This window comes from Aquisalimonas sp. APHAB1-3, from assembly GCF_048323695.1.
GTDB lineage: Bacteria > Pseudomonadota > Gammaproteobacteria > Nitrococcales > Aquisalimonadaceae > Aquisalimonas.
Window position 1 is genome coordinate 14,359 of the sequence record NZ_JBLWFT010000019.1, and the last position, 25,339, is coordinate 39,697.

A 25,339-nucleotide genomic window follows, 5' to 3' on the forward strand; every position below is an offset into this window, starting at 1 on the left:
GACAACGTGGCGAAGCCGGCCAGTGTATACCCCGGGTTGACACCCGTCAGGGGCGGGCCGAACATCCGGTGCCCTTGATACACAGCGGGGACGTGCCTGTCATGACCATCAACACGCCTTGGGACGCGCCGATTCCTGCCCCCGATGCGGGCGCTGCGGACACGGCCTGGCAGCGGCAGATACAGCTGACCAAGCCGCCGGGATCACTGGGCCGGCTGGAGACGGCGGCCGTACGCCTGGCAGCCCAGCAGGGAGTGCCGCGGCCCGCCCTGGAGCGGGTTTGGATCACTGTGTTTGCGGGCGATCACGGTGTCTGTGACGAGGGCGTGTCCGCGTTCCCGCAGGCAGTCACCGCCCAGATGGTGCAGAACTTTGCCGCCGGCGGTGCGGCAATCAGCGTGCTGGCGCGCCACCTGAACGCAACCCTGGAAGTGGTGAACGCGGGCACGGTGACGTCCCTGCAGGCCCTCGCGGGCGTTCGCGATGAGCCGGTCATGCCCGGCACCGCGAACGCCGTCCATGAGCCCGCCATGAGCCCGAGCCAGAGGGATCGGGCCCTGGAGCTGGGCGATGCGGCGGCGGGCCGTGCCCAAGATGCCGGCGCAGAGTTGTTCATTGGTGGCGACATGGGCATCGGCAACACCACGGCCGCCGCGGCGGTGGCCTGCGCCCTGCTCGGCGCGTCGCCCGAAGAGCTGGTCGGGCGCGGCACCGGGCTGGACGACGACGGGCTGACCCGCAAGCGTCGCGTGGTGGCCGCTGCCCTGGATCGTCACGGGAATGATGGCTCGCCGCTGGCCGTGCTCGCCTCCCTGGGCGGGCTGGAGATCGCTGCCCTCGCCGGCGCCATCCGCGGGGCGGCCTGCCGCGGTGTGCCGGTGCTCGTGGACGGGTTCATCGTCAGTGTTGCCGCACTGGTGGCGGTGCGTCATACCCCCGACGTGGCCGCGTGGCTGCATTTCTCCCACCGGTCGGCGGAGGCGGGCCACGACGCCGTGCTGCGGGCACTGGACGCGGAGCCCCTGCTCGATCTCGGCATGCGCCTGGGCGAGGGCAGTGGCGCGGCGACCGCCGTTCCGCTGCTGCAGGCCGCCTGCCGCCTCCATGGCGAGATGGCCACGTTTGAATCGGCAGGTGTCAGCGATGGTGGTTGAAGACACGCGGTCCACCTGGGTCGACCTGATTCGCCACGGCCAGCCCGAGGGCGGGCAGCGGTACCGTGGCCATCGGGACGACCCGCTGAGCCATGTGGGCTGGGAGCAGATGCGTGCCGCTTTGGAGTCCCGGGATCACTGGGACGTGGTCGTCACCTCGCCGCTGCTGCGTTGCCGCGCATTTGCCCATGCAATCGCCGACGAACGCGGCATTCCCCTGCATGTTGAGTCCGATTTCAAGGAGATCTCCTTCGGCCGCTGGGAGGGCATGAAGGCCGAGGAGATTCTTGCCCGGGACGGTGATCGCCTGGCGGCGTTCTGGTCCGACGGCGAGGCGAATCCACCGCCGGGTGGCGAGGCGCTGAGCGCCTTCCACGGCCGCGTTGCCCGGGGCTGGCACCACTGGGTGCATGCGCTCTGGGGCCAGCGTATCCTCGTGGTCGCCCATGGTGGCGTGATCCGCATGCTGCTCGCCTGCGTGCTGGACGTGCCACCCGGGCGACTCATGGCCGGGCTGCACGTGCCCTACGCCTGCCGCAGCCGCGTGCGCATGGACCGCACCGACCACGGGCTGCTCAGTTGCCTCATGGCCCATGGTGAGGGCCCGCCATGATCCGCGGCCTGCTGTTGGCGACGGTGTTCCTCACGCGGATTCCCGTCCGCCTCCCCGAGGCGCTCGACGAGCGGGATCAGGGCGTGGCCGTGGCGGCCTATCCGCTGGTGGGGCTGGCGCTGGGTGTGGGGCTCGCCGTGCTGGCCTGGTTGCTCGGAGTGGCGGGCATGCCGCCGCTGCCGGCCGCCGTGGTGGTGGTCGCGGCGCTGGCTGGGGTGACGGGTGCCCTGCACCTGGACGGGCTGGCGGACTCGGCGGACGCCTGGCTCGGCGGCCACGGCGACCGTGAGCGCATGCTCACTATTATGAAGGATCCCGCCTGCGGGCCGGCGGGCGTGGTCGCGGTAGTGCTGGTGCTGCTGGCCAAGGTGGCGGCGGTGGCGGCGCTGCTGGATGCCCCGGGCGGCTGGGCCGCCCTGGTGCTCGCTCCCATGCTCGCCCGGGGCGGCTGCGCGCTGCTGTTCCCCCTGTTGCCTTACGTCCGCGCTGGCGGGTTGGGTGAAGCGGGTGCCCGGCATCTGGCCGGCCCTCAGCTCACGGTGATGCTCGCTGCCGGTGTTGTGGTCAGTCTGGTGCTGGCCGGTTGGGCCGGTCTGGGCATGGTGCTCACCGCCGTCGCGGTGCTGTGGCTGGGCGTGTGGCTGATGCGGCGGTTGCTGGGCGGGTTCACCGGCGATACCGCCGGTGCGTTGCTGGAGATGACCGAGGCGGCGGTGCTGCTGGTGGCGAGCGCGATGGTGATCGGCGCGTAGGGCTCTTCCTCAGATCTCACCCTTGAGCACGTGCGGCAGGCCGGCTACGGCCATCACCACGGTGTCGCACCGTTCCGCCAGCGACTGATTCAGCCAGCCCAACTCGTCCGCGAAACGGCGCGTCAGCGGATCCATGCCGATGATGCCCAGTCCCACCTCGTTGCTGACGATCACTGCCCGCCCCGGGTAGCGGGCCAGCGACGCCAGAAAGGCATCGCGCTCGGAGGGCCAGGCAGTTTCGTCGTCCTCGCCCAGCATCTGTCCCAGCCACAGGCTCATGCAGTCCACCAGTAGCGTGGGCGCGTCGTCCGCGGCCAGGTTGTCCAGCGCTGTGCCGAGTGCCCGGGGTTCCTCCACGAGCGCCCAGGTGGACGGTCGCCGCTGCTGGTGGCGATGAATCCGCTCGGCCATTTCGCCATCCCCTGAACGGGCGGTGGCGATATAGCAGACGGGCCCGGCGCTCGCCGCCACCAGCCGTTCGGCCAGGGCGCTCTTGCCGGAGCGGATGCCACCAGTCACGAGACAATGTTGCATGGGCCGGATCATAGCAGGGAACCGGGATGCGGCGTGTCAACGAAAAGGGCCCGGCACATGGCCGGGCCCCTTGGAGACCAGGATCAGATCCGGTCCTGATCAAACGCCGAAGGCGTCCCGGGCAGTCTCCAGGGCGTCGTCCTCGCCGTCTTTGGTCGTGACTCCATCGAGCCAGCGCTCCAGCAGCTCCGGATTGTTCTCGATGAGCTTGGTGGCGGCGTCCCGGTAGTCCATGCCGTCGTCCATGATGTAGGACTCGCCCTCGTTGCGCTCGTCCACGGTGAGCGTGAACTGCTCGAGCAGCTGCGCGGCGTTGGGGCAGCGGTCCTGATAGCCGGAGTTGATGACCGTGTAGACCGTGGCTTCGCCCAGGTTGGGGCCGAAGTAGTCATCGCCCCCTTCCAGGTACTCCATGTCCAGGTTGTGGTTCATGGGGTGAGGTGCCCAGCCGAGGAAGACCACCCAGTCCTCGTTGCGGGTGGCGCGCTCGACCTGGGTGAGCATGCCCGCCTCGGAGGATTCCATGAGCTGCCAGTCGCCGAGGTCGAAGGCGTTGTCGTCGATCATGTCGAGGATGATCTCGTTGCCATCGTTACCCGCTTCGATGCCGTAGATGCGGGAGTCGAACGCGTCCGCATGCTCGGCCAGATCCTCGAAGCTCTGGACGCCCGCCTCATAGACGTAGTCGGGCACGGCCAGGGTGTACTTGGCGCCCTCGAGGTTGGCTACCAGCTTCTCCATGTCGCCGGAGTCCAGGTGCGGGCGCACCATGCTCTCCTGGGTGGGCAGCCACAGGCCCATGAAGGCGTCGCGCTCACCGCTGGCCACGGCCTCGAAGGAGATGGGTACCGAGGCGGAGGTCACCTCCGTTTCATAGCCCAGCGTCTCCAGCACCATGGCAGCCATGTGGGTGGTCATGGACTCCCCGGTCCATTCGACGTTGGCGAAACTGACTTCGCTGCACTCCGCCGCATCGCCGGCGTGGGCAGATGTGGCGGCCATGCCCAGGGCCGTGGCCGTGGCGATGCCGATGATTCCGTTTCTCATGATGGTTACCTCCGCGCTTGAACGCGCCCGTCGGGCGGCGCGTATTGGAAAGGGGCCGGTTGACGGAGCACGTTGCCGATCAACCGATGCCGAATTAACTTTAATTGAATAATCAATTAATATCAAATAGACTGCTGTCCAGTCAGCAATCAGGGCCGTTCGGGGCCCGTTTGACGGGGAGTAGAGCCACATGCCGAAGCGTGGGATGGAGCCGATCCGGCAGCTGCAGTTCATTGAAGCGACGGTTCAGATCATCCATGAGGAAGGCCTGCAGGGCACAACGCTATCGCGCGTTGCCAAGCGCGCGGGTGCGTCGCCCGGGCTGGTGGCGCACTACTTCGGTGACAAGTCCGGCCTGCTGCACGCCACGTTCCGGCATCTGGCGCGTGCGCTGGGCGCCGAGTTCAGCCGGCGGCTTCAGGGTGTGAGCGATCCCCGCGAGCGGCTGCTGGCCGTCATCGACGCCAACTTCGCCGAGTCCCAGTCCAGCCCCGCGGTTGTCAGCGCTTGGCTCGCGTTCTGGGGACAGGTCAACCACCGGCCGGAGCTGGCGCGCGTCCAGCGCGTGGTCACCAACCGGCTCAAGAGCAACCTGCTCTACAGCCTGCGGCAGTTGGTCGACGAGGACGAAGCGGAGCAGATGGCCACCGGCCTGGCCGTGATGATCGATGGCCTGTGGCTGCGCGCCATGCTGCGCACGGGTGGGCTGAACGTGGCCGAGGCCCGCGCACTGGCGCGCGACTACCTCACGACGCAACTCGCAATACGGACAACGGAGACGACGGATGCCTGAGTTTGACGACCGTCTGCTGTGGATTGGCGGCCAGCCCGTGGACGCCGCGGCCGGTGGCCGGTTCGAAACCCGCAACCCCGCCACGGGCGCCGTGCTGGCGCGGGTGGCGCTGGCGGATGCGGACGACGTGGAGCGCGCTGTCGCGGCCGCGCGCGCCGGCCAGCGTGAGTGGGCTGCCATGACCGGTACCGCCCGGGGGCGGGTGCTCCAGCGCACCGCCGAGCTGTTGCGCGCCAACCGGCAGGAGCTGGCGCAACTGGAATGCCTGGACGGCGGCAAGCCCATCGCGGAAACCCCGGAGGCGGATGTGGACTCCGGCGCCGACTGTCTGGAGTACTTCGCCGGTCAGGCCGCGTCGCTGCAGGGCGAATACCAGGACGTGGACGGTGGATTCTTCTACACGCGCCCGGAACCGCTGGGCGTGTGTGCGGGCATTGGTGCCTGGAACTACCCGCTGCAGATCGCCTGCTGGAAATCCGCCCCGGCGCTGGCCGCGGGCAACGCCATGATCTTTAAACCGGCGGAGCTCACGCCGCTTTCCGCCGTGCGTCTTGCGGAGTTGTTCCGCGAGGCCGGCCTGCCGGACGGCGTGTTCAACGTGGTCCACGGGTTCGCCGAGACGGGGCAGGCGCTGGTGCGCCATCCCGGCATTGCCAAGGTGTCCCTCACCGGCGAAGTGGGCACCGGCAAGGCCGTCATGCGTGACGCGGCCGACACCCTGAAGGCGGTGACCATGGAGCTGGGCGGCAAGTCGCCACTGATCGTCTGGGACGACGCCAGCCTTGACGACGCCGTCGGTGGCGCCCTGCTCGGCAATTTCTACACCCAGGGGGAGATCTGCACCAACGGCACCCGCGTGTTCGTGCACGAGAACGTCATTGACGACTTTCTCGAGCGGCTGCGTACGCGCACCGAGAAACTCCGGGTGGGCGACCCTGCGGACCCGGCCACCGATGTGGGGGCCATGATCTCGCCGGAGCACGGTGAGCAAGTGCTCGATTACATCGACAAGGGCAAGGCCGAGGGCGCCACCCTGATCACCGGCGGCGAGCGGGTGACGGTACCGGGCTGCGAGGCCGGCTGCTTTGTCGCGCCCACGATCTTCAGCGGCTGCCGTGACGACATGACCATCGTGCGCGAGGAGATCTTCGGCCCGGTCATGTCGGTGCTGTCGTTCCGTGACGAGGACGACGTCATCCGACGCGCCAATGCCACCGATTACGGGCTGGCGGCCGGCGTGTTCACGCGGGATCTCACGCGCGCCCACCGCGTCGTGGCGGCTCTGGATGCCGGCACCTGCTGGGTCAACCACTACAACCTCACGCCCATCGAGATGCCTTTCGGTGGCGTGAAGCAGTCCGGTATTGGCCGGGAGAACAGCCGCCACGCGCTGACCCACTACACGCGCCTCAAGAGCGTGTTCGTGGCGTCTGGCGCGGTGGACGCCCCCTACTGAAACCCCCTCACGGGCCAGCCGCCCCGGTGTGGGGCGGCTAGCGCCGTTGCGTATCGACAGAGCGGAGCCATCGCCATGGCGAGCGAAGAACATTTCGACTACATCATCGTGGGTGCCGGTTCGGCCGGCGCCGTGCTGGCCCACCGGCTGACCGAGGACGCGGACGTCTCCGTGCTGCTGCTGGAGGCCGGCCCCATGGACCGCAGCCTGTTCATCCACATGCCCTCGGCGTTCGCCTATCCGCTCGCCGACGACAAGTACAACTGGTACTACCATAGCGAGCCGGACCCGCACATGGACAACCGGGCCATGTACTGCCCGCGTGGCCGGGTGCTCGGGGGCTCAAGCTCCATCAACGGCATGGCTTACGTGCGCGGGCATGCTTTGGATTACGAGAACTGGGCGAAGGACTTCGGCCTGGACGGCTGGGAATACCGCCACTGCCTCCCCTATTTCCGCCGCGCGGAGGATTTCGATCAGGGCGAGAACGCCTACCATGGCGCGGGTGGGCCGCTGCATGTGACCACCGGTGAAATGAAGAATCCGCTCTACGGCGCATTCGTTGAGGCCGGCGTCGCCGCGGGCTACCCCCGTACCGAAGACATGAACGGCTACTGCCAGGAGGGCTTCGGTCCGATGTTCCGCACCACCAAGGACGGCTGGCGCTGGAGCACGGCGAACGGCTACCTCCGGCCGGTCATGAAGCGGCCAAACCTGACCGTGCGCACACGGGCGTTCACCCGGCGGGTGATCACCGCGGGTGAGCGCGCCATCGGCGTGGAGGTGGAGCACCGGGGCAATACCACGGTGATTCAAGCCGATCGCGAAGTGCTCCTGTGCGCCGGCGCGATCAACTCGCCCCAGACGCTGATGCTCTCCGGCATCGGCCCGGCCGCTCACCTCCGCGAGCACGGCATCGACGTGGTCGCCGACCGGCCCGGCGTGGGGCAGAACCTGCAGGACCATCTGGAGATCTACGTCCAGTACGCCTGCAAGCAGCCCATCACTCTCTTCAGCGCCCTCAAGCCGTGGAACAAGGCCATGATCGGGGCCGAGTGGTTGCTCAAGCGCACCGGTCTGGGCGCCACCAACCATTTCGAGTCGGGCGGCTTCATCCGCAGCGACGCCGGCGTGGAGCACCCCAATCTGCAGTACCACTTCCTGCCCATGGCGGTGACCTACGATGGCAAGACCACCCAGCAGCGCCACGGCTTTCAGGCCCACGTGGGACCGATGCGCCCGGAGAGCCGGGGCTCGGTCACACTGACCAGCGCCGACCCGCATCAGGCGCCGCGCATTCTGTTCAACTACATGAGCACCGAGCGCGATCGCCACGAGATGCGCCAGAGCATCCGTCTGACCCGTGAAATCATGGCCCAGGCGCCGATGGACGACTTCCGTGCCGAAGAGCTTTCGCCCGGCCCCGAGGTGACCACGGACGCGCAGCTCGACGCGTTCGTCCGCCAGCACGGCGAGAGCGCCTATCACCCGTCGTGCACCTGCCGGATGGGAACGGCCGATGATCCGGACGCCGTCGTGGACGGCGAGGGCCGCGTCCACGGCGTGGACGGCCTGCGCGTGGTGGACGCTTCGATCATGCCGCGGATCGCCAGCGGCAACCTGAACGCGCCCACCATCATGATCGCCGAGAAGATCGCGGACGCCATCCGCGGTCGCCGGACGCTCGTGGACCAGCAGCCCTGGTATCAGCCGGCGGACCGGGAGACCCGTCAGCGCGAGGGCGAGCCGGAGCGGTCGGTGGGGTGATCAGCTTGAGAAGCGAGCACTGCCGGGCTCACCAGGAAGGTCGGCCCGGCAGCTGATTTCGGGACCGGCTGCCTGACAAGGCAGCACCACCCCGCCCGTGCTAGAAGGAGACCCGGGCCCCACCGATTAGCCCGAGGTTGCCGTCGAAGATATCCACGGAACCCACTAGGCCCAGATCCTCCTGCAGGAAGTACTGCACCGTGCCCCGGAAGCCGACATAATCCAGGTCGCCCGTGACGATTCGCACCTCGCCGCTCAGCTCCAGATCCTGATTCAGCCGGTGCCGCACGCCACCGCGCAGCCCCAGGCTGGTGTCGTCGAAAGAGCCGACTCCGAATGCCTGGCTGCCGGGCCAGTCGAACTCTTGGTATTCGATGGTCAGGCCGCCCCACATGTCCGTGTCGGGGTCGATGGCGAACCGATAGCCGCCACCCACGTGAAACGCCGTGTAATCGATATCGTCAGTCAGGTACTGAAAACCGCCAAGAACGAACACGTCGTCCGTGACGGCGAAGCGGCCATTGGCATCCAGGCCGGCGAAGTCCTGACTGTTGTCAGCGCTCGGGTAGAGAGCGAGGCCGCCGTCAACATAGTTGTAACTGATGTCCTGCGCGCCAGCGATTCCCGGCGCCACTGCTCCAATCAGGGCAGCACACCCCAGCATTTTTCTCATCATTGTCTTGCTCCATTTTGGTTTGCTTGTTCGCTCGGGGGTGACGGGCGTGCGGCCATGATCCGCACGTCCGTCAGATCTCAAGAAGACGCTTTTGTCCGGTACCACAGGACGAAAGCCTTTTCACCCTAGCACACCGCACCTTACGTGGGGCTTACACACTGGTCTTCGGCCCCAGGGGTTGACCTTCGACACCCAGTGGTTCAACGTCAGAGCCTCCAATAACCGGTCCACCTTGCACTGCGCTTCCAGCGCGTGATCCTGCGCCGGGTACACTGCGGTTCGTGACCGTGGGGCCGTTTGGTAGCGATGTACCTGCTTGGCAAACAAGAAAAACAGGGTGTGTTGGCGAGAATGCCCAGAGTGCATGTTCTCCCCAGAGTGGAACAGGATCCCTGGCTGGGACCGGTAACGGACGATCCGGTTGTGGATGCGTTGCAGGACGCCCGCGCCCGTGCGCACGTCGACCCCTACGGCGCGGCGCGCTCCGCAGAAACGCTGTTCCCGTCCCTCGCCGAGCGCAACGACCTGGCTCCGTGGCTGGCGTTCACCATCGCCGTGACCGGGCGCATTCATACCCTGTCGCGCTTCGATACGCTGGACCCGCTGATCGATTTCTTCGAGACGGAACGGCCGCACCTCGTCGCGCCGCCGGATGTTGCCCTGGAGCTTGACGCCTGTTTTTTCGGCGCCCTGGTCTTTCGCCGGCCGGACCATCCGCAACTGGAAGAGTGGGCGGGCCGGTGTGAGGACGCCTTTGAATGCGACGGCCCGGTCTTCGCTCGCCTGAGCGCGGCCAACTACCTGCTTCTGCATCGCATCTGGTGTGGCCACCTGATGGCTGCGGATGCCCTGTGCAGTCGCATGATGGCGCTGCGCGACCGCACCGACGACGTCCGCAGCCGCCTGCTGTGCCACTCGGCCAGCGCCATGATCCGGCGACTGTTTCTGGATTACGATGCCTGCCACCGTGAAATCGAACTCGGCATGCGGCTGGCGGACGAAACCGGTGTCCACTCCTGGGACTCCCACCTGGCCATGCAGGCGGCCTTTCTCGGGCTGAGCCGGGGTCGCGTCGAGGAAGGGCGTTACTGGCTTGAAGCCATGGGGTCGGCAGCGCCCCCCGAGTACTTACTGGATCGGTCCGGTTATCACTACACCCTGGCCTGGCTCCATTCGCTGGAGCAGCGGTTGCCGCGGGCGCAGGAGCACGCCGCCGAGTCGGTGCGCCTTGCCCGTCAGTCCGGTGCCATTTTCCCGCAGGCGGTGACGCACATGGGGCTCGGTCAGCTCTACCTGGACCGGGGGCGTGTCGCGAGCGGGCTCTACCATATCGCCCAGGCTCGGCGTGTCGGCCGGCGCATGCGGTCCGCCAAACCCGTGCAGTTCATGCGTGGCCTGCTGCAGGCGCAGGTGGCCTTCAAGCTCGGCATGCAGCGCCGGGGCGTCAAGGCGCTGCGCCACGCTCTGCGGGTGGGCAGCACGGAGCACTACGTGAACTACCCGTGGTGGCGGCGCGACATCATGGCAGAGCTCTGCAGCGAGGCCCTGAAGTCGGGTATCGAGACGGAGTACGTGCAGCAGCTTATCCGGTTGCGCCGTCTGCGCCCCCCGGGCGATACCGTTGTTGCCGCTGACTGGTACTGGCCTCTGGAGATTGACGTGCTGGGCTCGCCGCAGGTGAAGCTGGATGGTGAGCCAATCAGCCTGGGTCCGCGCATGCAGGCGTTGCTGGTGACGCTGGCCTGTCTCGGTGATCGTCGCGCCTGGGTGAGCCGTGAGGCGCTCGCCGATCACCTGTGGCCGGACAGTGAGGGCGACCGTGCGCAACAGACACTGGATACCGCCCTGCACCGCCTGCGCCGGCAACTCGGCAGCGACGAGGCGCTGGTCATCGCGCGGCCAGGCGCGCTGGCGCTGGATTCCGGGTTGTGCCGGGTCGATTACTGGGATCTGCTGGGGTACGTGGAAGCAAACCGGCTGGATCAGTCGGATGTCCGGGAGATGCTGTATCTCGGCGCCCGGTTGTGTGCAGGTGCGGACGAGAACCATCGCTTGCTGCTGCCTGTGAACAGCCTCCGCCGCCGCCTGGTGGCCCGGGTGCTTGACGCGGCCGTCGACGATACGGTGCCGGTGGGCACGGTTCAGTACTGGCTGGAAAGCCTTGTGGCCATGGTGCCGGATGACGAGAGCGCCTGGCGGGGGTTGATCCGCCATTACCGCCACCACGGCATGGAGGCCGCCGCCGACGATGCGGAATGCCGGTGTCGCAAAGCCCTTGCGGATGGTCTCGGCGTTGCGTGACGGCGGTCGCCTGGCGGTCAACCACCCGTGCGGAGCTTGCGGCTGTTCTCCACTGTCCGGAATACCAGGGGTGGAACGCGGTGGTGTTTGTCCGCCGCCTCTACCGCCTCAACGACCTGCGCGTGCACGGGCGACTTCGGGCAGGTCGGGTCAGTGACGGCGGGGTCGCCGGCGAGCAGGTACGCCTGACAGCGACAGCCGCCGTGGCATTGACTGAGGATCTCGCAGCTCGCACAGGGCTCGGGTAGCCAGTCGTCGCCCCGGAAGATATTGAACGCCTCGGAGTCTTCCCAGATCGCACGCAGCGGTGTCTCCACCACCGATGGCAGTGACAGGCCCGGGAGTCCCGCCGCTCCATGGCAGGGCAGGGCCCGGCCATCGGGGGCCACGCCCAGGAAGGTGCTGCCCCAGCCGTTCATGCACGGCTTGGCCTTGCCGTCGTAGTAGTCCGAGGCGACAAAGAAGATCCGCATGCGGCCGTCCACCTTCTGCCGCCAGCGCTCTGTCACCGCTTCCGCGTGGCGTAACTGCTCGCGCGTGGGCATGAGGGCGGCGCGGTTATGGAAGGCCCAGCCGTGGTACTGGGTGTTGGCCAGCTCAACGTGGTCGGCGCCCAGATCCCAGGCCAGCTGCAGAATGCTGTCGATGTGGTCCAGATTCAGCCGGTGCAGGACGATGTTGAAAACCATCGGATAGCCCTGGGCGTGAATGGCCCGGGCGATGGCCTGCTTGTGCTCGAAATGGCCCCGGCCGGCAACCATGTCCGAGAGCTCGCTGTCATCGGCCTGGAAACTGAGCTGGATGTGATCCAGCCCCGCGTCCCGCAGCCGCGCCAGGCGCGCCTCGTCCATGCCGACCCCGGAGGTGATCAGGTTGGTGTAGAAGCCCATGGTGTGGGCTTCGCCCACGAGAATCTCCAGGTCCTTGCGCAGCAGCGGCTCGCCGCCGGAGAGGCCGAGCTGGACCGAGCCCAGCTCCCGGGCCTGGCGGAACACGCTGAGCCACTGCTCGGTGTCGAGCTCGTCGCGGTAGTGCGCAAACCCGAGCGGGTTGGAGCAGTAGGCACACTGCAGCGGGCAGCGATAGGTGACCTCGGCCAGCAGCCACAGCGGCATGCCCTGCAGGGGCCGTGCGGCGGGCTGCGAAGTGGCGACTGCTTCAGTGCTCATGGCCCTGTTCCTCCCACTGGACCCACCCCTGGCGGCGGGCGTCCGTCAGAAACTCCACCACATCGTCGGCCACGTCGGCGTCCGGGAACCGGCGCGAGAGCGCGTCGATGAGGTCTGCAAGTGTTCGACCGTCACACAGCGCAAGAATTTCGCCAGCGGATTCATTCAACTGCACCATGCCTTCCGGGTAGAGCAGTACGCGGGCCTGCTGGGCGGGTTCCCACTGCAGGCGCACGCCGCGGGCCAGGGCGATGGGTGTGGCGTGATCCATTCAGTCTCCCTCCCGCACGGCGTGGTAGGGCGGCATGCCCACCACGTAGGCCAAGTACATGGCATCAAGCATGGTCCAGAGCACGTCCAGTTTGAAGCGCAGTACGTCCAGAGCGCGCTCCTGGCGCTCGCGGGTGTCGAACAGCTTCAGGGTCAGTGCCAGGCCATGCCGGACATCCTCGCGCGCCTGCCCGAGTCGGTTCTCGAAATAGGCCAGCCCCGTGCGGTCCACCCACGGGTAGTGGCGCGGCCAGGTCTCCAGCCTGGAGCGGTGCGCGTCGGGGGCGAACAGCTCGGTCAGTGAGGAGCACACCGCTTCCTGCCACGGCTGCTGCCGGGCGAAGTTGTGGTAGGCGTCCACGGCGAAGCGCACCCCCGGGAGGACTTCGTCCAGCGAGGTCATGCGCTCGCGGGAGACACCCACGGCGTCACCCAGCGCCAGCCACGCGGCAATGCCGCCCTCGTTCTGGTCATCGCCGTCGTGGTCGATGATGCGCTGGATCCACCGGCGGCGGACCTCGCGGTCCGGGCAGTTGGCCAGCACGGCGGCGTCCTTGCGCGGGATGTTGATCTGGTAGTAGTAGCGGTTGATCACCCACCCCTGCATCTGCTCACGGGTGAGCTCCCCGGCGGCCATCATCTTCTGGTACGGATGGTGGAAGTGGTAGTACCGCCCCAGTGCGCGGAGCTGATGCTCAAATTCTTCACGGCTCCACGGCGCCTCAGAGCTCGATGACCATGCCGTCATGGGCAACCTCGATCCCTTCCTCGGCCAGTTGTGCCCGCTCCGGAGACGCGGGGTCGAGAATGGGGTTGGTGTTGTTGATGTGAATGAGAATGCGGCGCGCACGCGGGTAGCGGCGCAGGTGCTCGATCATGCCGCCTGGCCCGGTCTGGGGCATGTGGCCCATCTCCCTGGCAGTCTTGTGGCCGCCGACGGTCTGCTGCATTTCGTCGTCGGTCCAGGTCGTGCCGTCCACCAGCAGGACGTCGGCGCTTGCCATCCAGGTCTCCAGATGCGGCTCCATTTCCCCGAGGCCGGGCGCATAGAACGCGGTGCGTCCGCTGCTCCGGTCTTCCAGAAACAGGCCGAGGTTGTCGCCGGGCTGTGGGTTGGCCCGGTGGGGCGAGTATGGCGGCGCCTTGCTGGTCAGCGCCACGGGCGTGAAACGGATGCCGGGCACCTCGGCGGGCGCGACCGCCTGCCCGTCCAGCGGCAGATTGTTTACCTGGGTGCCGCAGTAATGGGAAAGGATCTCGAGGATCGGAAAACCGGTCCGCAGGTCCTCCTCGGCCCGTTCGCTGCAGTAGACCGGCAGCGCTGCTGCGCTCTCGCGCAGCATCAGCAGGCCGGTGACGTGATCGATCTGGCTGTCCATCAGCGCAATGGCGGCGATGCCGGTGTCCCGCGCACCGCGTCCGGGCTGGAGCTCCGGGGTGGCGAGAACCTGCGCGCGAATGTCAGGGGAGGCATTGACAAGCAGCCAGCGTTCGTCATCGGCGCTGACCGCGATGGAAGACTGAGTGCGGCTTTCGTCCGCGAGCCGGCCCGATCGTGCCTCACGGCACCGTGGGCAGTTGCAGTTCCACTGGGGGAATCCACCGCCCGCGGCAGATCCGAGCACGCGAATGCGCATCGGCTGATTGGTCCGGAAGAGCCGGGGCCGGCGTGCGCCGGCCCCTGGCAAAGTCACCGTGCGGTGACGTACAGGTTGATTTCAAACCCGAGTCGAATGTCGTTGTAAGCAGGCTTGGTCCACATAGCGCAACTCCTCCCCGTAAGCGAACGGCAGATGATGGCGGGAGCAAAATGCTCAGACCCGGTCCCGCCAGCCGGTAGCCTGATTATAGACAACTCCGCGGGCACACACAGGAAAACCGGAAACTTCCCTGTCGTTGACCGCAGGGGTCGCGGGTTCTCAGACCGCTGCTACTATTATATCTACCCCTTACCTGTCAACGACGTGAGCGAGTCAGCAGCGGTTCGAATGTCAGTGTAGGCACCGGTCTTCGCCGGCGCCGTGTTACGGGAGGGACGGAATCATGGCCAACGCAGTTTCGATTCATCCGGTAATCGACCGGGGCAAGCCTCGCGAAGACACCGGGTTCCGGGGCGGAACCCTGGTCTGCAAGTGCAGCCAGGATCCGGTGCAGGTCAGGGTCGACGCCCAGGTTGCCCACAACCACGCCTGTGGTTGCACCAAATGCTGGAAACCCGAAGGCGCACTTTTCTCCATGGTGGCCGTCGTCCCCCGGGACAAAGTCAGTGTCACCGCCAACGAAAACAAGCTTGAAACCATCGATTCGAGCGCTGTTATCCAGCGCCACGCCTGCCGCGACTGCGGCGTCCACATGTACGGCCGCATCGAGAACAAGGACCATCCCTTCTACGGTCTCGACTTCATCCATCCCGAATTGTTCCGTGAAGAAGGCTGGGCTCCGCCGGAGTTCGCCGCTTTCGTGTCGTCGATCATCGAATCGGGAACGCCACCGGAGCAGATGGACGACGTGCGCTCGGATCTCCGTCGGCGTGGACTGGAGCCGTATGACTGTCTGTCGCCGGCATTGATGGATGCGATCGCCACGCACACCGCAAAAGCAAGCGGTGCCTTGCGCGCGTGATCGGGTAAGGGTGCGGCCTCGCGGCCGCTGAGGTTGCAACCGAAGGACGCGGTAACGCACGAGAACGAAGAGCAGTGACGCTGCGGAGTCTGGTGAGGAGGGTTATAGGGGATTGGCTGATCGAACAGTTGTTTAACAATCAAAACAAGCTGCGCTGCAGTACCTCTTGGAGGAGGAGTCATGATTAGGATTCGACACTGTTTAGCGGCCGCGGCGATCGCGGCCATGGCAACCACGGGCGCTCAGGCAAATCAGAGCGTGCTAGACATGCAGGACGATCCCGAACTCTGGCCAACCCAGCTCGGGAACTACGCCGGTAACCGCTACAGCCGTCTGGACCAGATCAATCGGGACAATGTCCAGGATCTGGTACCCACCTGGCAGTTCTCAACCGGTGTTCTGCGCGGCCATGAGGGTGGGCCGTTGTATGTGGGTGACGGCCGGCTGTACATCCACACCCCCTTCCCCAACCGGATTTATGCACTGGATCTGGAAGAGGATGGCCGGGTGCTCTGGATGTACGAGCCTGACCAGGATTCCCGCGTCATCCCGGTGATGTGCTGTGACACCGTCAATCGTGGCCTGGCCTATGCGGATGGCCGTCTGTACCTCAATCAGGCGGACAACACCGTTATCGCTCTCAACGCCGAAGACGGTGAACTCCTCTGGAGTGCCGACAACGGCGATCACACCGAAGGCGAGACCATGACCATGTCGCCGCTGGTGGTGAATGACAAGGTCATCGTCGGCAACAGCGGTGGTGAGTTCGGCGTCCGTGGCCACATCACGGCCTACAACGCCGAGACCGGCGAAATGGAATGGCGCGGGTACTCACAGGGGCCGGACAGCGATGTGCTGCTGGACCCGGAAACCACCCTGATGATGGGCGAGCCGGTGGGCGAGGCGGATCTGGGTGTCACCACCTGGCCGGATGACGAGTGGGAGCGTGGTGGCGGTGCCCCCTGGGGCTGGGTCACCTACGACCCGGAGCTCAACCTCATCTACTACGGCACTGGCAACCCCGGCACCTGGAACCCGGCGCAACGAGCGATCGACGGTGAGCCGGCCGACAACAAGTGGGCCATCACCGTGTTTGCGCGTGACGCCGACACCGGTGAAGCGAAGTGGGTCTACCAGAAAGTGCCATTCGACGAATGGGACTACGACGGCGTCAACGAGAACCAGCTGATCGACGTGGAGTGGAACGGCGAGGACCGCAAGGGCCTGGCGATCATCGATCGCACCGGCTTCGGTTTCCTGCTGGACCGCGAGACCGGCGAGCTGCTGGTGGCGGAGAAGTTCGCGCCGGAGACCAACTGGGCCACCCACTACGATATGGAGACCGGGCGTCCGCAGGTGGATCCGGAGTACAGCACCTTTGAGCAGGGTGTGGACGTGAACACCACCGGCATCTGCCCCACGGCCATGGGCGCGAAGAACATGCAGCCCAGTTCCTACTCCCCGGAGACCGGCCTGATCTACGCCGGCATCAACCGGATCTGCATGGACTACGAGCCCCACGAGACCGAGTACGTCTCCGGGCAGCCCTACGTGGGTGCCACCCTCAACATGATGCCGTCACCTGAGGAGGCCGGAGGTCATGGTGGCCTTGGCAGCTTCATGGCATGGGATCCGGTTGCGGGTGAAGTGGTGTGGGAGATCGACGAGCGCTTCGCCGTCTGGAGTGGTGCTCTGACCACAGCCGGCAACGTCGCCTTCTACGGGACCCTTGAGGGCTACATCAAGGCCGTGGATCTGGAGACTGGAGACCACCTGTGGCAGTTCAAGACCCCGTCCGGAATTATCGGCAACATCAACACCTTCCAGCACGAAGGCAAGCAGTATGTTGCCGTGCTCTCCGGTGTTGGTGGCTGGGCCGGCATCGGTCTTGCCGCCGGCCTGACCGATCCGGAAGAGGGCCTGGGTGCCGTGGGCGTGTTCGCCGCGCTTGATGACTACACCAAGCTAGGCGGGGTGCTAACGGTCTTCAGTCTGCCCGATCGTTGATCCGCAACGCCCCGATCGCCCGTTCCGCCCCGGTTGCAGCAACCGGGGCGGAACGGGCCACGGCCGGTGCGGCTTTACCGCACCGGCTCCATGCCAAGCGAACAAGACGGTGAGCCGGTATGACGATAAACAACAAGCTGTGGATGGGACTGGGCGTTGGTGCGGTGGCGTCCGTGGCAATCGCATTCGGGCCGACCAGCGCGTCGGGTAGCGGCGCCGACTCCGGCGTGCACGAGCCCGGTGTCTACACGGTGGAAGACGGCAAGGTGGATGAGCTCACGTTCCGGGGTTACGAGGCGTATGCCCGCAGTTGTGCCGCGTGCCACGGGCCGGATGGCGTCGGTTCGTCGTTCGCGCCCAGCCTGGTGCGCGCCGCCGAGCGCCGCGGTTACGACGAGTTCAGCCGCACGGTGGCGGAGGGGATGGAGGTCCAGCCGGGCCAGGTGATGCCCTCCTTTGCCGATGATCCCTACGTTATGGAGCACTTGGGCCATATCTACAGCTATCTGAAGGCGCGGGCCGACGGCGAGGTGGGACGGGGCCGGCCGCAGGTGATCGAGGAGGAGTGAGCGGTACACGAGCACACCACGACCAACACACAGAACAAGGGGGCGCAATGCAACGTCGTAGCTGGCGTACGGCAATGGTTGCCTTTGGGTTGCTGTGCCTGACCGGTGCCGCCGCGGCGCCCGTCCTGGCCGGTCCGCCGGAGATCACCGAGCGCGGGCAACTGCGAGTCTGTGCCGACGGCAACAACCTGCCATTCTCCAATCGTGACGGCGAGGGGTTCGAGAACCGCATCGCCGAACTGATGGCCGAGGAGCTCGGCGTTCCGGTGAGCTACGTCTGGGCGCCGCAGATCATGGGGTTTGTCCGCAATACGCTGGATCTCGGGGTGTGTGACGTGATCATCGGTGTGGCCGCGGGATACGAGCTGGTTCAGAACACCAATGCCTACTACCGCTCGGTGTATTCCCTGGTCGTGCCGGAGGACGCGGACCTGGACGTGACTTCCCTTCACGACCCCGCCCTGGCGGAGTTGCGGATCGGTGCGATCACCGACACGCCGCCTGTAGTGCCCCTTCGCCGCACCGGCGCCAGCGTCAAGACCTATGCACTGCAGGCGGACACCCGGGTGGTTTCTCCGGTGCGTGACGCGGTGAAGGACGTGGCTGAAGGCATCACGCAGGGGGCCGTGCTCTGGGGACCCATCGCCGGCTATTACGCCGGCCGCCAGGATCCGCCACTGCGGGTTGTGCCGCTGGTCGGCGATACGCCCGGGGCGCAATTGCAGTTCCGGATCACCATGGGGGTGCGACGCGGCGAACCGCGCTGGATGGACTGGATCAATGACTTCATCGACCGGCGTCAGACCGACATCGACGCCGTGCTCGCCGACTATGGTGTGCCACTGCTGGACCGGCACGGGCAGTTGATCACGGTCGATTCCCCCGAGCATGGAGACTGACACGATGCTGCGACACTTCCGTTATTGCGTGGCCGGCGCCGTGATCGCGCTAATGGTCCTCCCGGCGGACAACGTGCAGGCGCAGCGCGCGGCCACCGGGCCGCCGGACTGGCCCTGCGTGCAGCGTCTCATTCCCGAGCTGAGCTGGGGCACGCTGTGGGCGGGGCCGTCGCCGGACGAGCTGGAGCGTGACTGGTGGGACGACGAGGAAGCCGCCCGGGTGGTGCGATACGCCACCGCCCGAGGCACCAGCGACCAGGAGGCCCTGGAGCGCGTGCGCGCCTTTCTCGAGGAGGTGGACTCCGACAACGAAAAGCGCCTGACGCTGCTCTTCGCCGGCCTGTTCCAGGAGGTCAACCGCGAGCGCACGCGCACCATCAACGCCGTTCGGCGATACGCCCGAGGCCAGGTGGAGCGCCTCGACGCCATTTCCGAACTGGTGGACACGCTCGAGGAGCTTCGCGCCGAAGAGGCGGACCCGGAGCGTATTCAGCGTGTCGAGGACGAGCTGTTCTGGGAACGGCGGCTCTTCGAGCAGCGGCAGGACTCCCTGCAGGCCCTGTGCGACAAGCCCTACCTGCTGGAGGAGCGGCTCAGCCGGCTGGTGCGGGAGATCCAGACCAGACTCTAGCGCGAGGAGGTGCGATGCCGGGACGGACCGATATGAAAGGACGTGTGGTCACGGCGGTGCTTGTGGCCGCGGCATGCATGACGGCGCCGGCCGTGCTGGCCGATGATCCGGACGTGATGACCATCGGTTACATCGGCATGGAGCCGCCGGGAGACCGGGCGCCCGTGTCGCTGCTGGACCCGGAGCTGGATGACGAGAGCGTCCAGGGCGCGCGCCTTGGCGTCGCGGATAATAACGCCACGGGCCAGTTCCTCGGCCAGGATTTCACGCTCGTTGAGGCCATCGTCCCCCACGACGGCGACGTGGAGGCCGGGCTGGAGGAACTCATCGAGGCGGGGGCCGAGTGGATTGTCAGCGGTCTGCCCTACGACGCACTGCTCACGCTCATGGAACACCCGGACGCCCAGGCGCGCATCGTCTTCAACGCCCGGGCACCGGACGACAGCCTCCGTGGCGAGCACTGCCGGGCCAACCTGTTCCACACCGTGCCCAGCCGACGCATGCAGGCGGACGCACTGGCGCAGTTCCTGCGCTACAAACGGTGGAATCGCTGGGCGCTGGTGCACGGCAACACCGACGAGGACCGGCGCCTGGTGGCCGCCTATCGGGACGCTGCCCAGCGCTTCGGCATGCGGGTGGTGGGCGAGAAGGAGTGGCCGCATACCGCCATGGCTCGCCGTGCCGAGGGTGGGTTTCACGCCATCCAGCGCGAGATCCCGGTCTTCGTCCAGGACTTCTCCGAGCACGACGTGCTGGTGATCGCCGACGAAACCGACTATTTCGGCGAGTACTTTCCGCATCAGACACGGTTGCCCCGCCCCGTGGCCGGCACCCAGGGGCTCATGCCCACCGCCTGGCACCGGGCCCATGAATCCTGGGGCGCCGTTCAGCTCCACCGCCGCTTCGAGGACCAGACCGAACGCTGGATGACACCCCGCGATTTCGCCGCGTGGGTGGCCGTGCGGGCGCTGGGGGAAGCGGCATCGCGCACCGGCTCGGTCCAGCGCGACGCCGTGGAGGCCTACATGCTCGGTGACGACTTCGCCCTCGCCGCCTACCTGGGGCAGCCGGTGAGCTTCCGCTCCTGGGACCGGCAGCTCCGCCAGCCCATGCTGCTGGCCGGGCCGCGGATGGTCGTGTCGGTGTCGCCCCAGGAAGGGTTCGAGCACCCGAATACGCCACTGGACTCCCTGGGGTACGACGCCCCCGAGTCCCGGTGCGAGCTTGACTGACGGGCACCGGCCCCGCGCCGGTGCCATTACCACCCCGGAGAGCCGGACATGATCACCAGACCTGGAGCCCTGTGTTTCTTCCTCGTGGCACTGCTGCTGGTGCCGCCCGCGGCGCTGGGCGAGCGCGTGTTCGTCTCCAACGAAAAGGACAACACCATCTCCGTGATCGACGCGGAGCGCATGGAAGTGACCGACACCATTCGTGTCGGCCGCCGCCCGCGCAGCATGGCGTTCAGCAACAACGGTGAGTGGCTGTTCGTGGCGGTGGGGGACGACGAGGCCATCGACATCATCGACCTGGAGACGCTGGAGGTGATCGGCCGCCAGGCCTCCGGGCCCGACCCGGAAGTAATCCGTGTCGATCCCAACCGGCCGTATATCTACGTCTCCAACGAGGACGACAACATCGTCACCGTCATCGACTACGAGCGCCGTAGCCGCGTGGCAACGGTGCCGGTGGGGGTGGAACCCGAAGGGCTGGCCATCAGCCCCGACGGCAGATGGATCGTGAACACCACCGAGACTTCCAACATGGCGCACTTCATCGACGCCGAGTCGCTGGACGCCGTGCACCATGTGCTGGTGGATGCCCGTCCGCGGCATGCAGTGTTCACCCACGACGGCGCCGAGGTCTGGGTCTCGGCCGAGATCGGCGCGACGGTTTCGGTGATCGACATGGATGACGTGGCGGTCAAGCACACCATCCGCTTCGACATCCCCGGCGTGCCGCGGGAGACCGTGCAGGCCGTGGGCGTGGAGCTGACGTCGGACGGCCGCTATGCCTTCGTGGCGCTGGGGCCGTCCAACCGCGTGGCCGTGGTGGATCAGAAGAGCTATGAAGTGCTGGAGTACATCCTGGTGGGGCAGCGCGTGTGGCACCTCGCGCTCAACAGCGACGAGACGCGGTTGTTCACCACCAACGGCGTCAGCGGTGATGTGACCGTGATCGACGTGGACGCGCTGCGGCCGCTGCGCTCGATTCCGGTGGGCCGGTTCCCGTGGGGTGTGGTGGTCAGCCCATGAGTGTGGCGGTGGCTCCGGCGGGCGTGGATCCGGCACTGGAGGTGGCTGATCTGGATTTCAGCTACAGCGGCAAGCCGATTCTGCAGCACGTTGGCTTCTCCGTGGCGCAGGGCGCCTTCGCCGTACTGCTCGGCCCCAACGGTGCCGGCAAGACGACTCTCTTCTCGCTCATCACCCGGCTCTACGACCGGCGCGTGGGCACCATCCGGGTCGGCGGCTGCGACGTGCGCGACCTCTCCACCGCTGCGCTCGGGCAGATGGGCGTGGTCTTCCAGCAGCCCACCCTGGACCTGGACCTCACCGTGCGCCAGAACCTGGCCTACCACGCGGCGCTGCACGGCATGAGCACGCGCACCGCACGGCGCCAGGCGGATGAGCAGGTGCAACGGCTGGGCCTTGGTGACCACCTGCGACGCCGGGTGCGGGAGCTCTCCGGCGGGCAGCGGCGGCGGGTGGAGATTGCCCGCGGCCTGCTGCACCGGCCGAACCTGCTGCTGCTTGATGAGCCCACCGTCGGCCTGGATGTGGCCTCCCGCCGGGGTATCGTCGAGCATGTCCACCGGTTGAGCGCCGACGATGGCGTGGCGGTGCTGTGGGCCACCCATCTCATCGACGAGGTGCATGTCACCGATCAGGTGATCGTGCTGGATCAGGGGTGCGTGCGCGCCGATGGCGGGGTTGCTGACATCCAGGCCGCCACCGGCACCGCCACCATCGCCGACGCATTCGACGTGCTCACGGAGGCGGAGCGGGCATGAGCGGCGTCGCTGCGTACGCCCACTGCATGCGCGGCATCCTCACCCGCGAACTGATGCGGTTCGTGCACCAGCGCAGCCGCTTCATCGCCGCCCTGGTGCGGCCGCTGGTGTGGCTGCTGGTGTTCGCCGCCGGGTTTCGCATGGCGCTCGGCGTGGCCATGACCGAGCCCTACCAGACGTACATCCTCTACGAGGAGTACATCGTTCCCGGCCTGGTGGGCATGATCCAGCTGTTCAACGGCATGCAGAGCTCCCTGTCCATGGTCTACGACCGTGAGATGGGCAGCATGCGCGTGCTGCTTGTGAGCCCCTTTCCGCGCTGGTACCTGCTGCTGTGCAAGCTGCTCGCCGGGACGCTCGTCTCCATCGTGCAGGTCTACGTGTTCCTGGCCATCGCCTACGCATACGGCGTGCAGGCGCCGCTGGGCGGCTATCTCTACGTGCTGCCGGCGCTGATCGTCACCGGTTTCATGGTGGGTGCCCTCGGGCTGCTGCTGTCATCGTTCGTGCGGCAGCTCGAGAACTTTGCCGGCATCATGAACTTTGTCATCTTCCCGATGTTCTTCATCTCCTCGGCGCTCTACCCGCTGTGGCGCCTGCAGGAGTCCAGCGTCATCGTCCATCAGCTCGCCGTGCTCAACCCGTTCACTTATGCCGTGGAGCTGATCCGCTTCGCCCTCTACGGGCACTTCAACACCGAGGCCGCTCTGATCACCGGCGCCGCCGCCGCGGCATTCACCGGCCTCGCCATCCTCGGCTACAACCCCGCCCGCGGCATGATGACCCACAAAGCGGGCAACGGCGGCGACTAGCGAGACGTGGTGGATGTAAACATCCACCCTACAACGGGCCCTGCCGCAAACGACCGTAATGACCGTGGGGTGGACCTTCAGGTCCACCGGCAGCACCCCCGAGCCCGGTCACGTAGTCACGTAGGGTGGACCTTCAGGTCCACCAACCAACTAATCGGAGGAAATCTCACGCAAATACCGAATCACCAACTCCCGCTCCCGCGCATCCAGCCCCCAGAACACCATCCGCGTCCCCGGCACCACCTGCTCCGGATTCTCGAGAAAGGCGTCCAGCACCTCCGGGGTCCACAGCAGGTCGGCGTCTTCCATCCCCGGCGAGTACTCGAACCCCGCAATCGCCCCCGCGGGCCGGTTGAGGATGTTGTGCAGGCTCGGCCCGGCCCGGTGGCTATCCGGCGTGACCGCGTGGCAGCCCGCACACTGGGTGATGAAGATCCGTTCGCCGCGCACCAGATCGGCGTTGTCCGCCATAGCCGGGAGGGCCACCAGCAGCGCCAGCATCCACGCCGTGGCGCGCACACCGCCTAGAAGCATCGCAGGTCCGCTTCCGCCTGCGCCTGCCGGAACTCCTGCATCCGGTCTTCCAGGCCGCGCTCGGTACGGAACAGCACTCCCAGCTCGCCGCGGCGCTCGCGCATGCTGAGAATCGTCTCCGCTTCCTCGTAATCTTCGTAGGGCATCAGCTCCGCAATCACGTCGATGCTGCACGAGCACTTCTGCATGACGAGCTGGTTCTGCCCGTTGGCCGCCATGCAGCCGAGCACGTAGTCGACACGGGCAGCGGTGGGGTAGTCGTTGCCGGCCGCTGCGCCGGAGGGCGCGACAAAGGCCAGAATCAGCAATGGCGCAATGCCGTGTATCAGGCTCCACCGTCTCATTGTGTGATGCTCCTCGATGTTTTCCCGCACTTATGGAGTATAGACGTCTGTCCGTGCTGCAGCGCCGTGACGGCGGTGCCCAATGGCTGGTGGTGTTTACGGTTCTCAGTTCTGTCACGTAGGCGTCAACACGCTGACCAAAAGCGATTTTTCGTGTGGTCACCCCTTGAAAATCATCCTGCAGCCCCTATCTAGAACACTAGCCGGGAGGTGGTCGGATCGACGGCCTTCCGGGGTCCACAGGTGTTAACGAACGGGTCGCTTAACTCACGGAGGTGATGGGACATGTTCGGTGATCTGGCACGTTTTGATGTACCTGTTTTCAACGAGCTCAGCCGCGCGCTGCGGTTGATGGATGAAACGTTCGGCGATTTCGGTTCCAGTGACCTGCGGTCGGCGCCGCGGGGTGCATTCCCCTACGTCAATGTCGGGGAGACGGACGAGGCGGTGAACGTCTACGTCTTCGCCCCGGGCATGAACAAGGACGACCTGGAACTGACGATCGAGAACAACACGCTCTTCATCCACGGCCAGCGCAAGGCGGATGACGAGGCGCAGGGCCGCACCTACTATCGGCGCGAGCGCTTCGTGGGCGAGTTCAGCCGTGCGGTGCGGCTGCCGGAAGGCATCGACGCCGACAAGGTTCAGGCGCAGATGCAGGACGGCGTGCTGAGCGTTCGCCTCGAGAAGGCGGCCGAGCAGCGCCCGCGGCGGATCGAGATTCAGGCTGCGTAATGACAGGGGAGGTGATTCCCATGACCGACATGGAAAAAGCACGTAATCAGCAGGTTGAGAAACAGCAGGACGCCATCCTGCAGCAGGCCGCCCACCAGAACGGCGAGCGCGGCCTGGTGCCACCGGTGGAGATCTACGAGGAAGACGATGCCCTGTTCCTGGTGGCGGATATGCCCGGAGTGACGAAGGACACGTTACACCTGGAAGTGGGCAACAAAGTGCTGGAAGTCGAAGGGCGGATCACGGTGAACATGGACGAGAACGTCTCGCCGCTGTTTGCCGAAGTCCGCGCCAGCCGGTATGTCCGCCGCTTCACGCTGGGAGATGATATCGACGCCGGCAACGCCCAGGCGACCATCAAGGACGGGGTACTGACCATCCGCCTGCCCAAGCAGGACGCCCACCGGCGGCGGAAGATCGAGATCCAGGCAGCCTGAGCCTGCCGGATGATCGTTTTAACCAGACCGCGCCTCGGGCGCGGTCTTTTTTCGCGCTGACCGGTTCGCTCCGCTGATGGTGGACCTGAAGGTCCACCCTTGTACCTTTATCCTTGTGGTCAGGGAGACCACACCCTGATGCCGGGCGAGCAGGAGTCCACCCGAAGGGCAATTGACCCTGTGCAGTAGATTCAGGCCCCCGGC

28 protein-coding genes are annotated in these 25,339 nt (G+C 66.4%); 18 read left to right on the forward strand and 10 right to left on the reverse strand.

Features of this window, described 5'->3' with window-relative positions:
• Positions 1-101 precede the first annotated feature (101 nt).
• Genes cobT through cobS form a run of 3 tightly spaced genes read left to right on the forward strand, consistent with a single transcriptional unit; the run spans position 102 to position 2,519 of the window.
• The gene (gene cobT / locus ACNSTU_RS16650) at positions 102-1,154 is read left to right on the forward strand and encodes a nicotinate-nucleotide--dimethylbenzimidazole phosphoribosyltransferase (RefSeq protein ID WP_418212734.1); all 1,053 of its coding nucleotides are present in this window, start codon (positions 102-104) and stop codon (positions 1,152-1,154) included.
• Positions 1,144-1,767, forward strand: a complete 624-nt coding sequence (locus ACNSTU_RS16655) for a histidine phosphatase family protein (protein WP_418212735.1) — start codon at positions 1,144-1,146, stop codon at positions 1,765-1,767. The genes cobT and ACNSTU_RS16655 overlap by 11 nt, the downstream gene beginning before the upstream one ends.
• Positions 1,764-2,519: an adenosylcobinamide-GDP ribazoletransferase gene (gene cobS / locus ACNSTU_RS16660; RefSeq protein ID WP_418212736.1), complete on the forward strand. Its 756-nt coding sequence runs from the start codon at positions 1,764-1,766 to the stop codon at positions 2,517-2,519. Before ACNSTU_RS16655 ends, cobS begins: the two co-directional genes overlap by 4 nt.
• Before the next feature lie 9 nt (positions 2,520-2,528).
• Here the strand turns inward: cobS and cobU are convergent, their stop codons facing one another.
• Both cobU and choX read right to left on the reverse strand, forming a co-directional pair.
• Positions 2,529-3,053 carry a bifunctional adenosylcobinamide kinase/adenosylcobinamide-phosphate guanylyltransferase gene (gene cobU, locus ACNSTU_RS16665; protein WP_418212737.1) on the reverse strand — a complete coding sequence of 175 codons (525 nt, stop codon included), beginning with the start codon at positions 3,051-3,053 and terminating at the stop codon, positions 2,529-2,531.
• A 99-nt stretch (positions 3,054-3,152) separates the two neighbouring features.
• Complete coding sequence (choX, locus tag ACNSTU_RS16670; RefSeq protein WP_418212738.1) at positions 3,153-4,100, reverse strand: choline ABC transporter substrate-binding protein; 948 nt, start codon at positions 4,098-4,100, stop codon at positions 3,153-3,155.
• A gap of 190 nt (positions 4,101-4,290) precedes the next feature.
• Here choX and betI point away from each other — a divergent pair, with 190 nt between their 5' ends.
• From betI to betA, 3 genes are all read left to right on the forward strand, one after another.
• Positions 4,291-4,893, forward strand: coding sequence for a choline-responsive transcriptional repressor BetI (gene betI / locus ACNSTU_RS16675; protein WP_418212739.1), 603 nt, complete (start codon positions 4,291-4,293; stop codon positions 4,891-4,893).
• Positions 4,886-6,349 carry a betaine-aldehyde dehydrogenase gene (gene betB, locus ACNSTU_RS16680; protein ID WP_418212740.1) on the forward strand — a complete coding sequence of 488 codons (1,464 nt, stop codon included), beginning with the start codon at positions 4,886-4,888 and terminating at the stop codon, positions 6,347-6,349. The genes betI and betB overlap by 8 nt, the downstream gene beginning before the upstream one ends.
• A gap of 75 nt (positions 6,350-6,424) precedes the next feature.
• On the forward strand, positions 6,425-8,116 hold the full coding sequence (gene betA, locus ACNSTU_RS16685; RefSeq protein WP_418212741.1) for a choline dehydrogenase: 1,692 nt from the start codon (positions 6,425-6,427) through the stop codon (positions 8,114-8,116).
• 100 nt (positions 8,117-8,216) lie between these two features.
• Here the strand turns inward: betA and ACNSTU_RS16690 are convergent, their stop codons facing one another.
• Entirely contained in the window at positions 8,217-8,792 is a 576-nt protein-coding gene (locus tag ACNSTU_RS16690; protein WP_418212742.1) for a hypothetical protein, read from the reverse strand.
• Positions 8,793-9,143: 351 nt separating this feature from the next.
• On the opposite strand from ACNSTU_RS16690, the gene ACNSTU_RS16695 reads away from it, so the two are divergent.
• Positions 9,144-11,093 (forward strand): AfsR/SARP family transcriptional regulator, encoded by a 1,950-nt coding sequence (locus tag ACNSTU_RS16695; RefSeq protein WP_418212743.1) that lies wholly within the window; start codon positions 9,144-9,146, stop codon positions 11,091-11,093.
• A 17-nt stretch (positions 11,094-11,110) separates the two neighbouring features.
• Here ACNSTU_RS16695 and pqqE read toward each other — a convergent pair whose 3' ends face one another.
• The 5 genes from pqqE to pqqA are packed head-to-tail and all read right to left on the reverse strand — an operon-like array spanning position 11,111 to position 14,294.
• Positions 11,111-12,262 (reverse strand): pyrroloquinoline quinone biosynthesis protein PqqE, encoded by a 1,152-nt coding sequence (pqqE, locus tag ACNSTU_RS16700; protein WP_418212744.1) that lies wholly within the window; start codon positions 12,260-12,262, stop codon positions 11,111-11,113.
• Positions 12,252-12,533: a pyrroloquinoline quinone biosynthesis peptide chaperone PqqD gene (gene pqqD, locus ACNSTU_RS16705; protein ID WP_418212745.1), complete on the reverse strand. Its 282-nt coding sequence runs from the start codon at positions 12,531-12,533 to the stop codon at positions 12,252-12,254. Before pqqD ends, pqqE begins: the two co-directional genes overlap by 11 nt.
• The gene (gene pqqC / locus ACNSTU_RS16710; protein WP_418212746.1) at positions 12,534-13,280 is read right to left on the reverse strand and encodes a pyrroloquinoline-quinone synthase PqqC; all 747 of its coding nucleotides are present in this window, start codon (positions 13,278-13,280) and stop codon (positions 12,534-12,536) included.
• Positions 13,255-14,169 (reverse strand): pyrroloquinoline quinone biosynthesis protein PqqB, encoded by a 915-nt coding sequence (gene pqqB, locus ACNSTU_RS16715; protein WP_418212747.1) that lies wholly within the window; start codon positions 14,167-14,169, stop codon positions 13,255-13,257. The genes pqqC and pqqB overlap by 26 nt, the downstream gene beginning before the upstream one ends.
• A 53-nt stretch (positions 14,170-14,222) precedes the next feature.
• Complete coding sequence (gene pqqA, locus ACNSTU_RS16720; protein ID WP_091644973.1) at positions 14,223-14,294, reverse strand: pyrroloquinoline quinone precursor peptide PqqA; 72 nt, start codon at positions 14,292-14,294, stop codon at positions 14,223-14,225.
• 281 nt (positions 14,295-14,575) lie between these two features.
• Between pqqA and gfa the strand changes: the two genes are divergently transcribed.
• From gfa to ACNSTU_RS16765, 9 genes are all read left to right on the forward strand, one after another.
• Positions 14,576-15,154 carry an S-(hydroxymethyl)glutathione synthase gene (gene gfa / locus ACNSTU_RS16725; RefSeq protein WP_418212748.1) on the forward strand — a complete coding sequence of 193 codons (579 nt, stop codon included), beginning with the start codon at positions 14,576-14,578 and terminating at the stop codon, positions 15,152-15,154.
• A gap of 225 nt (positions 15,155-15,379) precedes the next feature.
• The gene (locus ACNSTU_RS16730; protein ID WP_418212758.1) at positions 15,380-17,161 is read left to right on the forward strand and encodes a methanol/ethanol family PQQ-dependent dehydrogenase; all 1,782 of its coding nucleotides are present in this window, start codon (positions 15,380-15,382) and stop codon (positions 17,159-17,161) included.
• Between the two features lie 119 nt (positions 17,162-17,280).
• Positions 17,281-17,730 carry a c-type cytochrome gene (locus ACNSTU_RS16735; RefSeq protein ID WP_290637655.1) on the forward strand — a complete coding sequence of 150 codons (450 nt, stop codon included), beginning with the start codon at positions 17,281-17,283 and terminating at the stop codon, positions 17,728-17,730.
• A 47-nt stretch (positions 17,731-17,777) separates the two neighbouring features.
• Positions 17,778-18,629, forward strand: a complete 852-nt coding sequence (locus ACNSTU_RS16740) for a quinoprotein dehydrogenase-associated putative ABC transporter substrate-binding protein (protein WP_418212749.1) — start codon at positions 17,778-17,780, stop codon at positions 18,627-18,629.
• Between the two features lie 4 nt (positions 18,630-18,633).
• Positions 18,634-19,260, forward strand: a complete 627-nt coding sequence (locus tag ACNSTU_RS16745) for a hypothetical protein (protein ID WP_418212750.1) — start codon at positions 18,634-18,636, stop codon at positions 19,258-19,260.
• A 32-nt stretch (positions 19,261-19,292) separates the two neighbouring features.
• A complete protein-coding gene (locus tag ACNSTU_RS16750) occupies positions 19,293-20,492 on the forward strand; it encodes an ABC transporter substrate-binding protein (protein ID WP_418212751.1) in 1,200 nt (399 codons plus the stop codon).
• Positions 20,493-20,540: 48 nt separating this feature from the next.
• Positions 20,541-21,515, forward strand: a complete 975-nt coding sequence (locus ACNSTU_RS16755; protein WP_290637624.1) for a PQQ-dependent catabolism-associated beta-propeller protein — start codon at positions 20,541-20,543, stop codon at positions 21,513-21,515.
• Complete coding sequence (locus ACNSTU_RS16760) at positions 21,512-22,273, forward strand: ATP-binding cassette domain-containing protein (RefSeq protein ID WP_290637626.1); 762 nt, start codon at positions 21,512-21,514, stop codon at positions 22,271-22,273. Before ACNSTU_RS16755 ends, ACNSTU_RS16760 begins: the two co-directional genes overlap by 4 nt.
• A complete protein-coding gene (locus ACNSTU_RS16765) occupies positions 22,270-23,085 on the forward strand; it encodes an ABC transporter permease (protein ID WP_290637628.1) in 816 nt (271 codons plus the stop codon). The genes ACNSTU_RS16760 and ACNSTU_RS16765 overlap by 4 nt, the downstream gene beginning before the upstream one ends.
• A gap of 150 nt (positions 23,086-23,235) precedes the next feature.
• Here the strand turns inward: ACNSTU_RS16765 and ACNSTU_RS16770 are convergent, their stop codons facing one another.
• Both ACNSTU_RS16770 and ACNSTU_RS16775 read right to left on the reverse strand, forming a co-directional pair.
• On the reverse strand, positions 23,236-23,619 hold the full coding sequence (locus ACNSTU_RS16770) for a c-type cytochrome (RefSeq protein ID WP_418212752.1): 384 nt from the start codon (positions 23,617-23,619) through the stop codon (positions 23,236-23,238).
• Positions 23,610-23,963, reverse strand: coding sequence for a hypothetical protein (locus ACNSTU_RS16775; RefSeq protein WP_418212753.1), 354 nt, complete (start codon positions 23,961-23,963; stop codon positions 23,610-23,612). The genes ACNSTU_RS16770 and ACNSTU_RS16775 overlap by 10 nt, the downstream gene beginning before the upstream one ends.
• 285 nt (positions 23,964-24,248) lie before the next feature.
• Between ACNSTU_RS16775 and ACNSTU_RS16780 the strand changes: the two genes are divergently transcribed.
• Together ACNSTU_RS16780 and ACNSTU_RS16785 are read left to right on the forward strand one after the other, a co-directional pair.
• Entirely contained in the window at positions 24,249-24,698 is a 450-nt protein-coding gene (locus tag ACNSTU_RS16780) for an Hsp20/alpha crystallin family protein (RefSeq protein ID WP_418212754.1), read from the forward strand.
• 20 nt (positions 24,699-24,718) lie between these two features.
• A complete protein-coding gene (locus tag ACNSTU_RS16785) occupies positions 24,719-25,135 on the forward strand; it encodes an Hsp20/alpha crystallin family protein (protein ID WP_418212755.1) in 417 nt (138 codons plus the stop codon).
• Positions 25,136-25,339 lie beyond the last annotated feature (204 nt).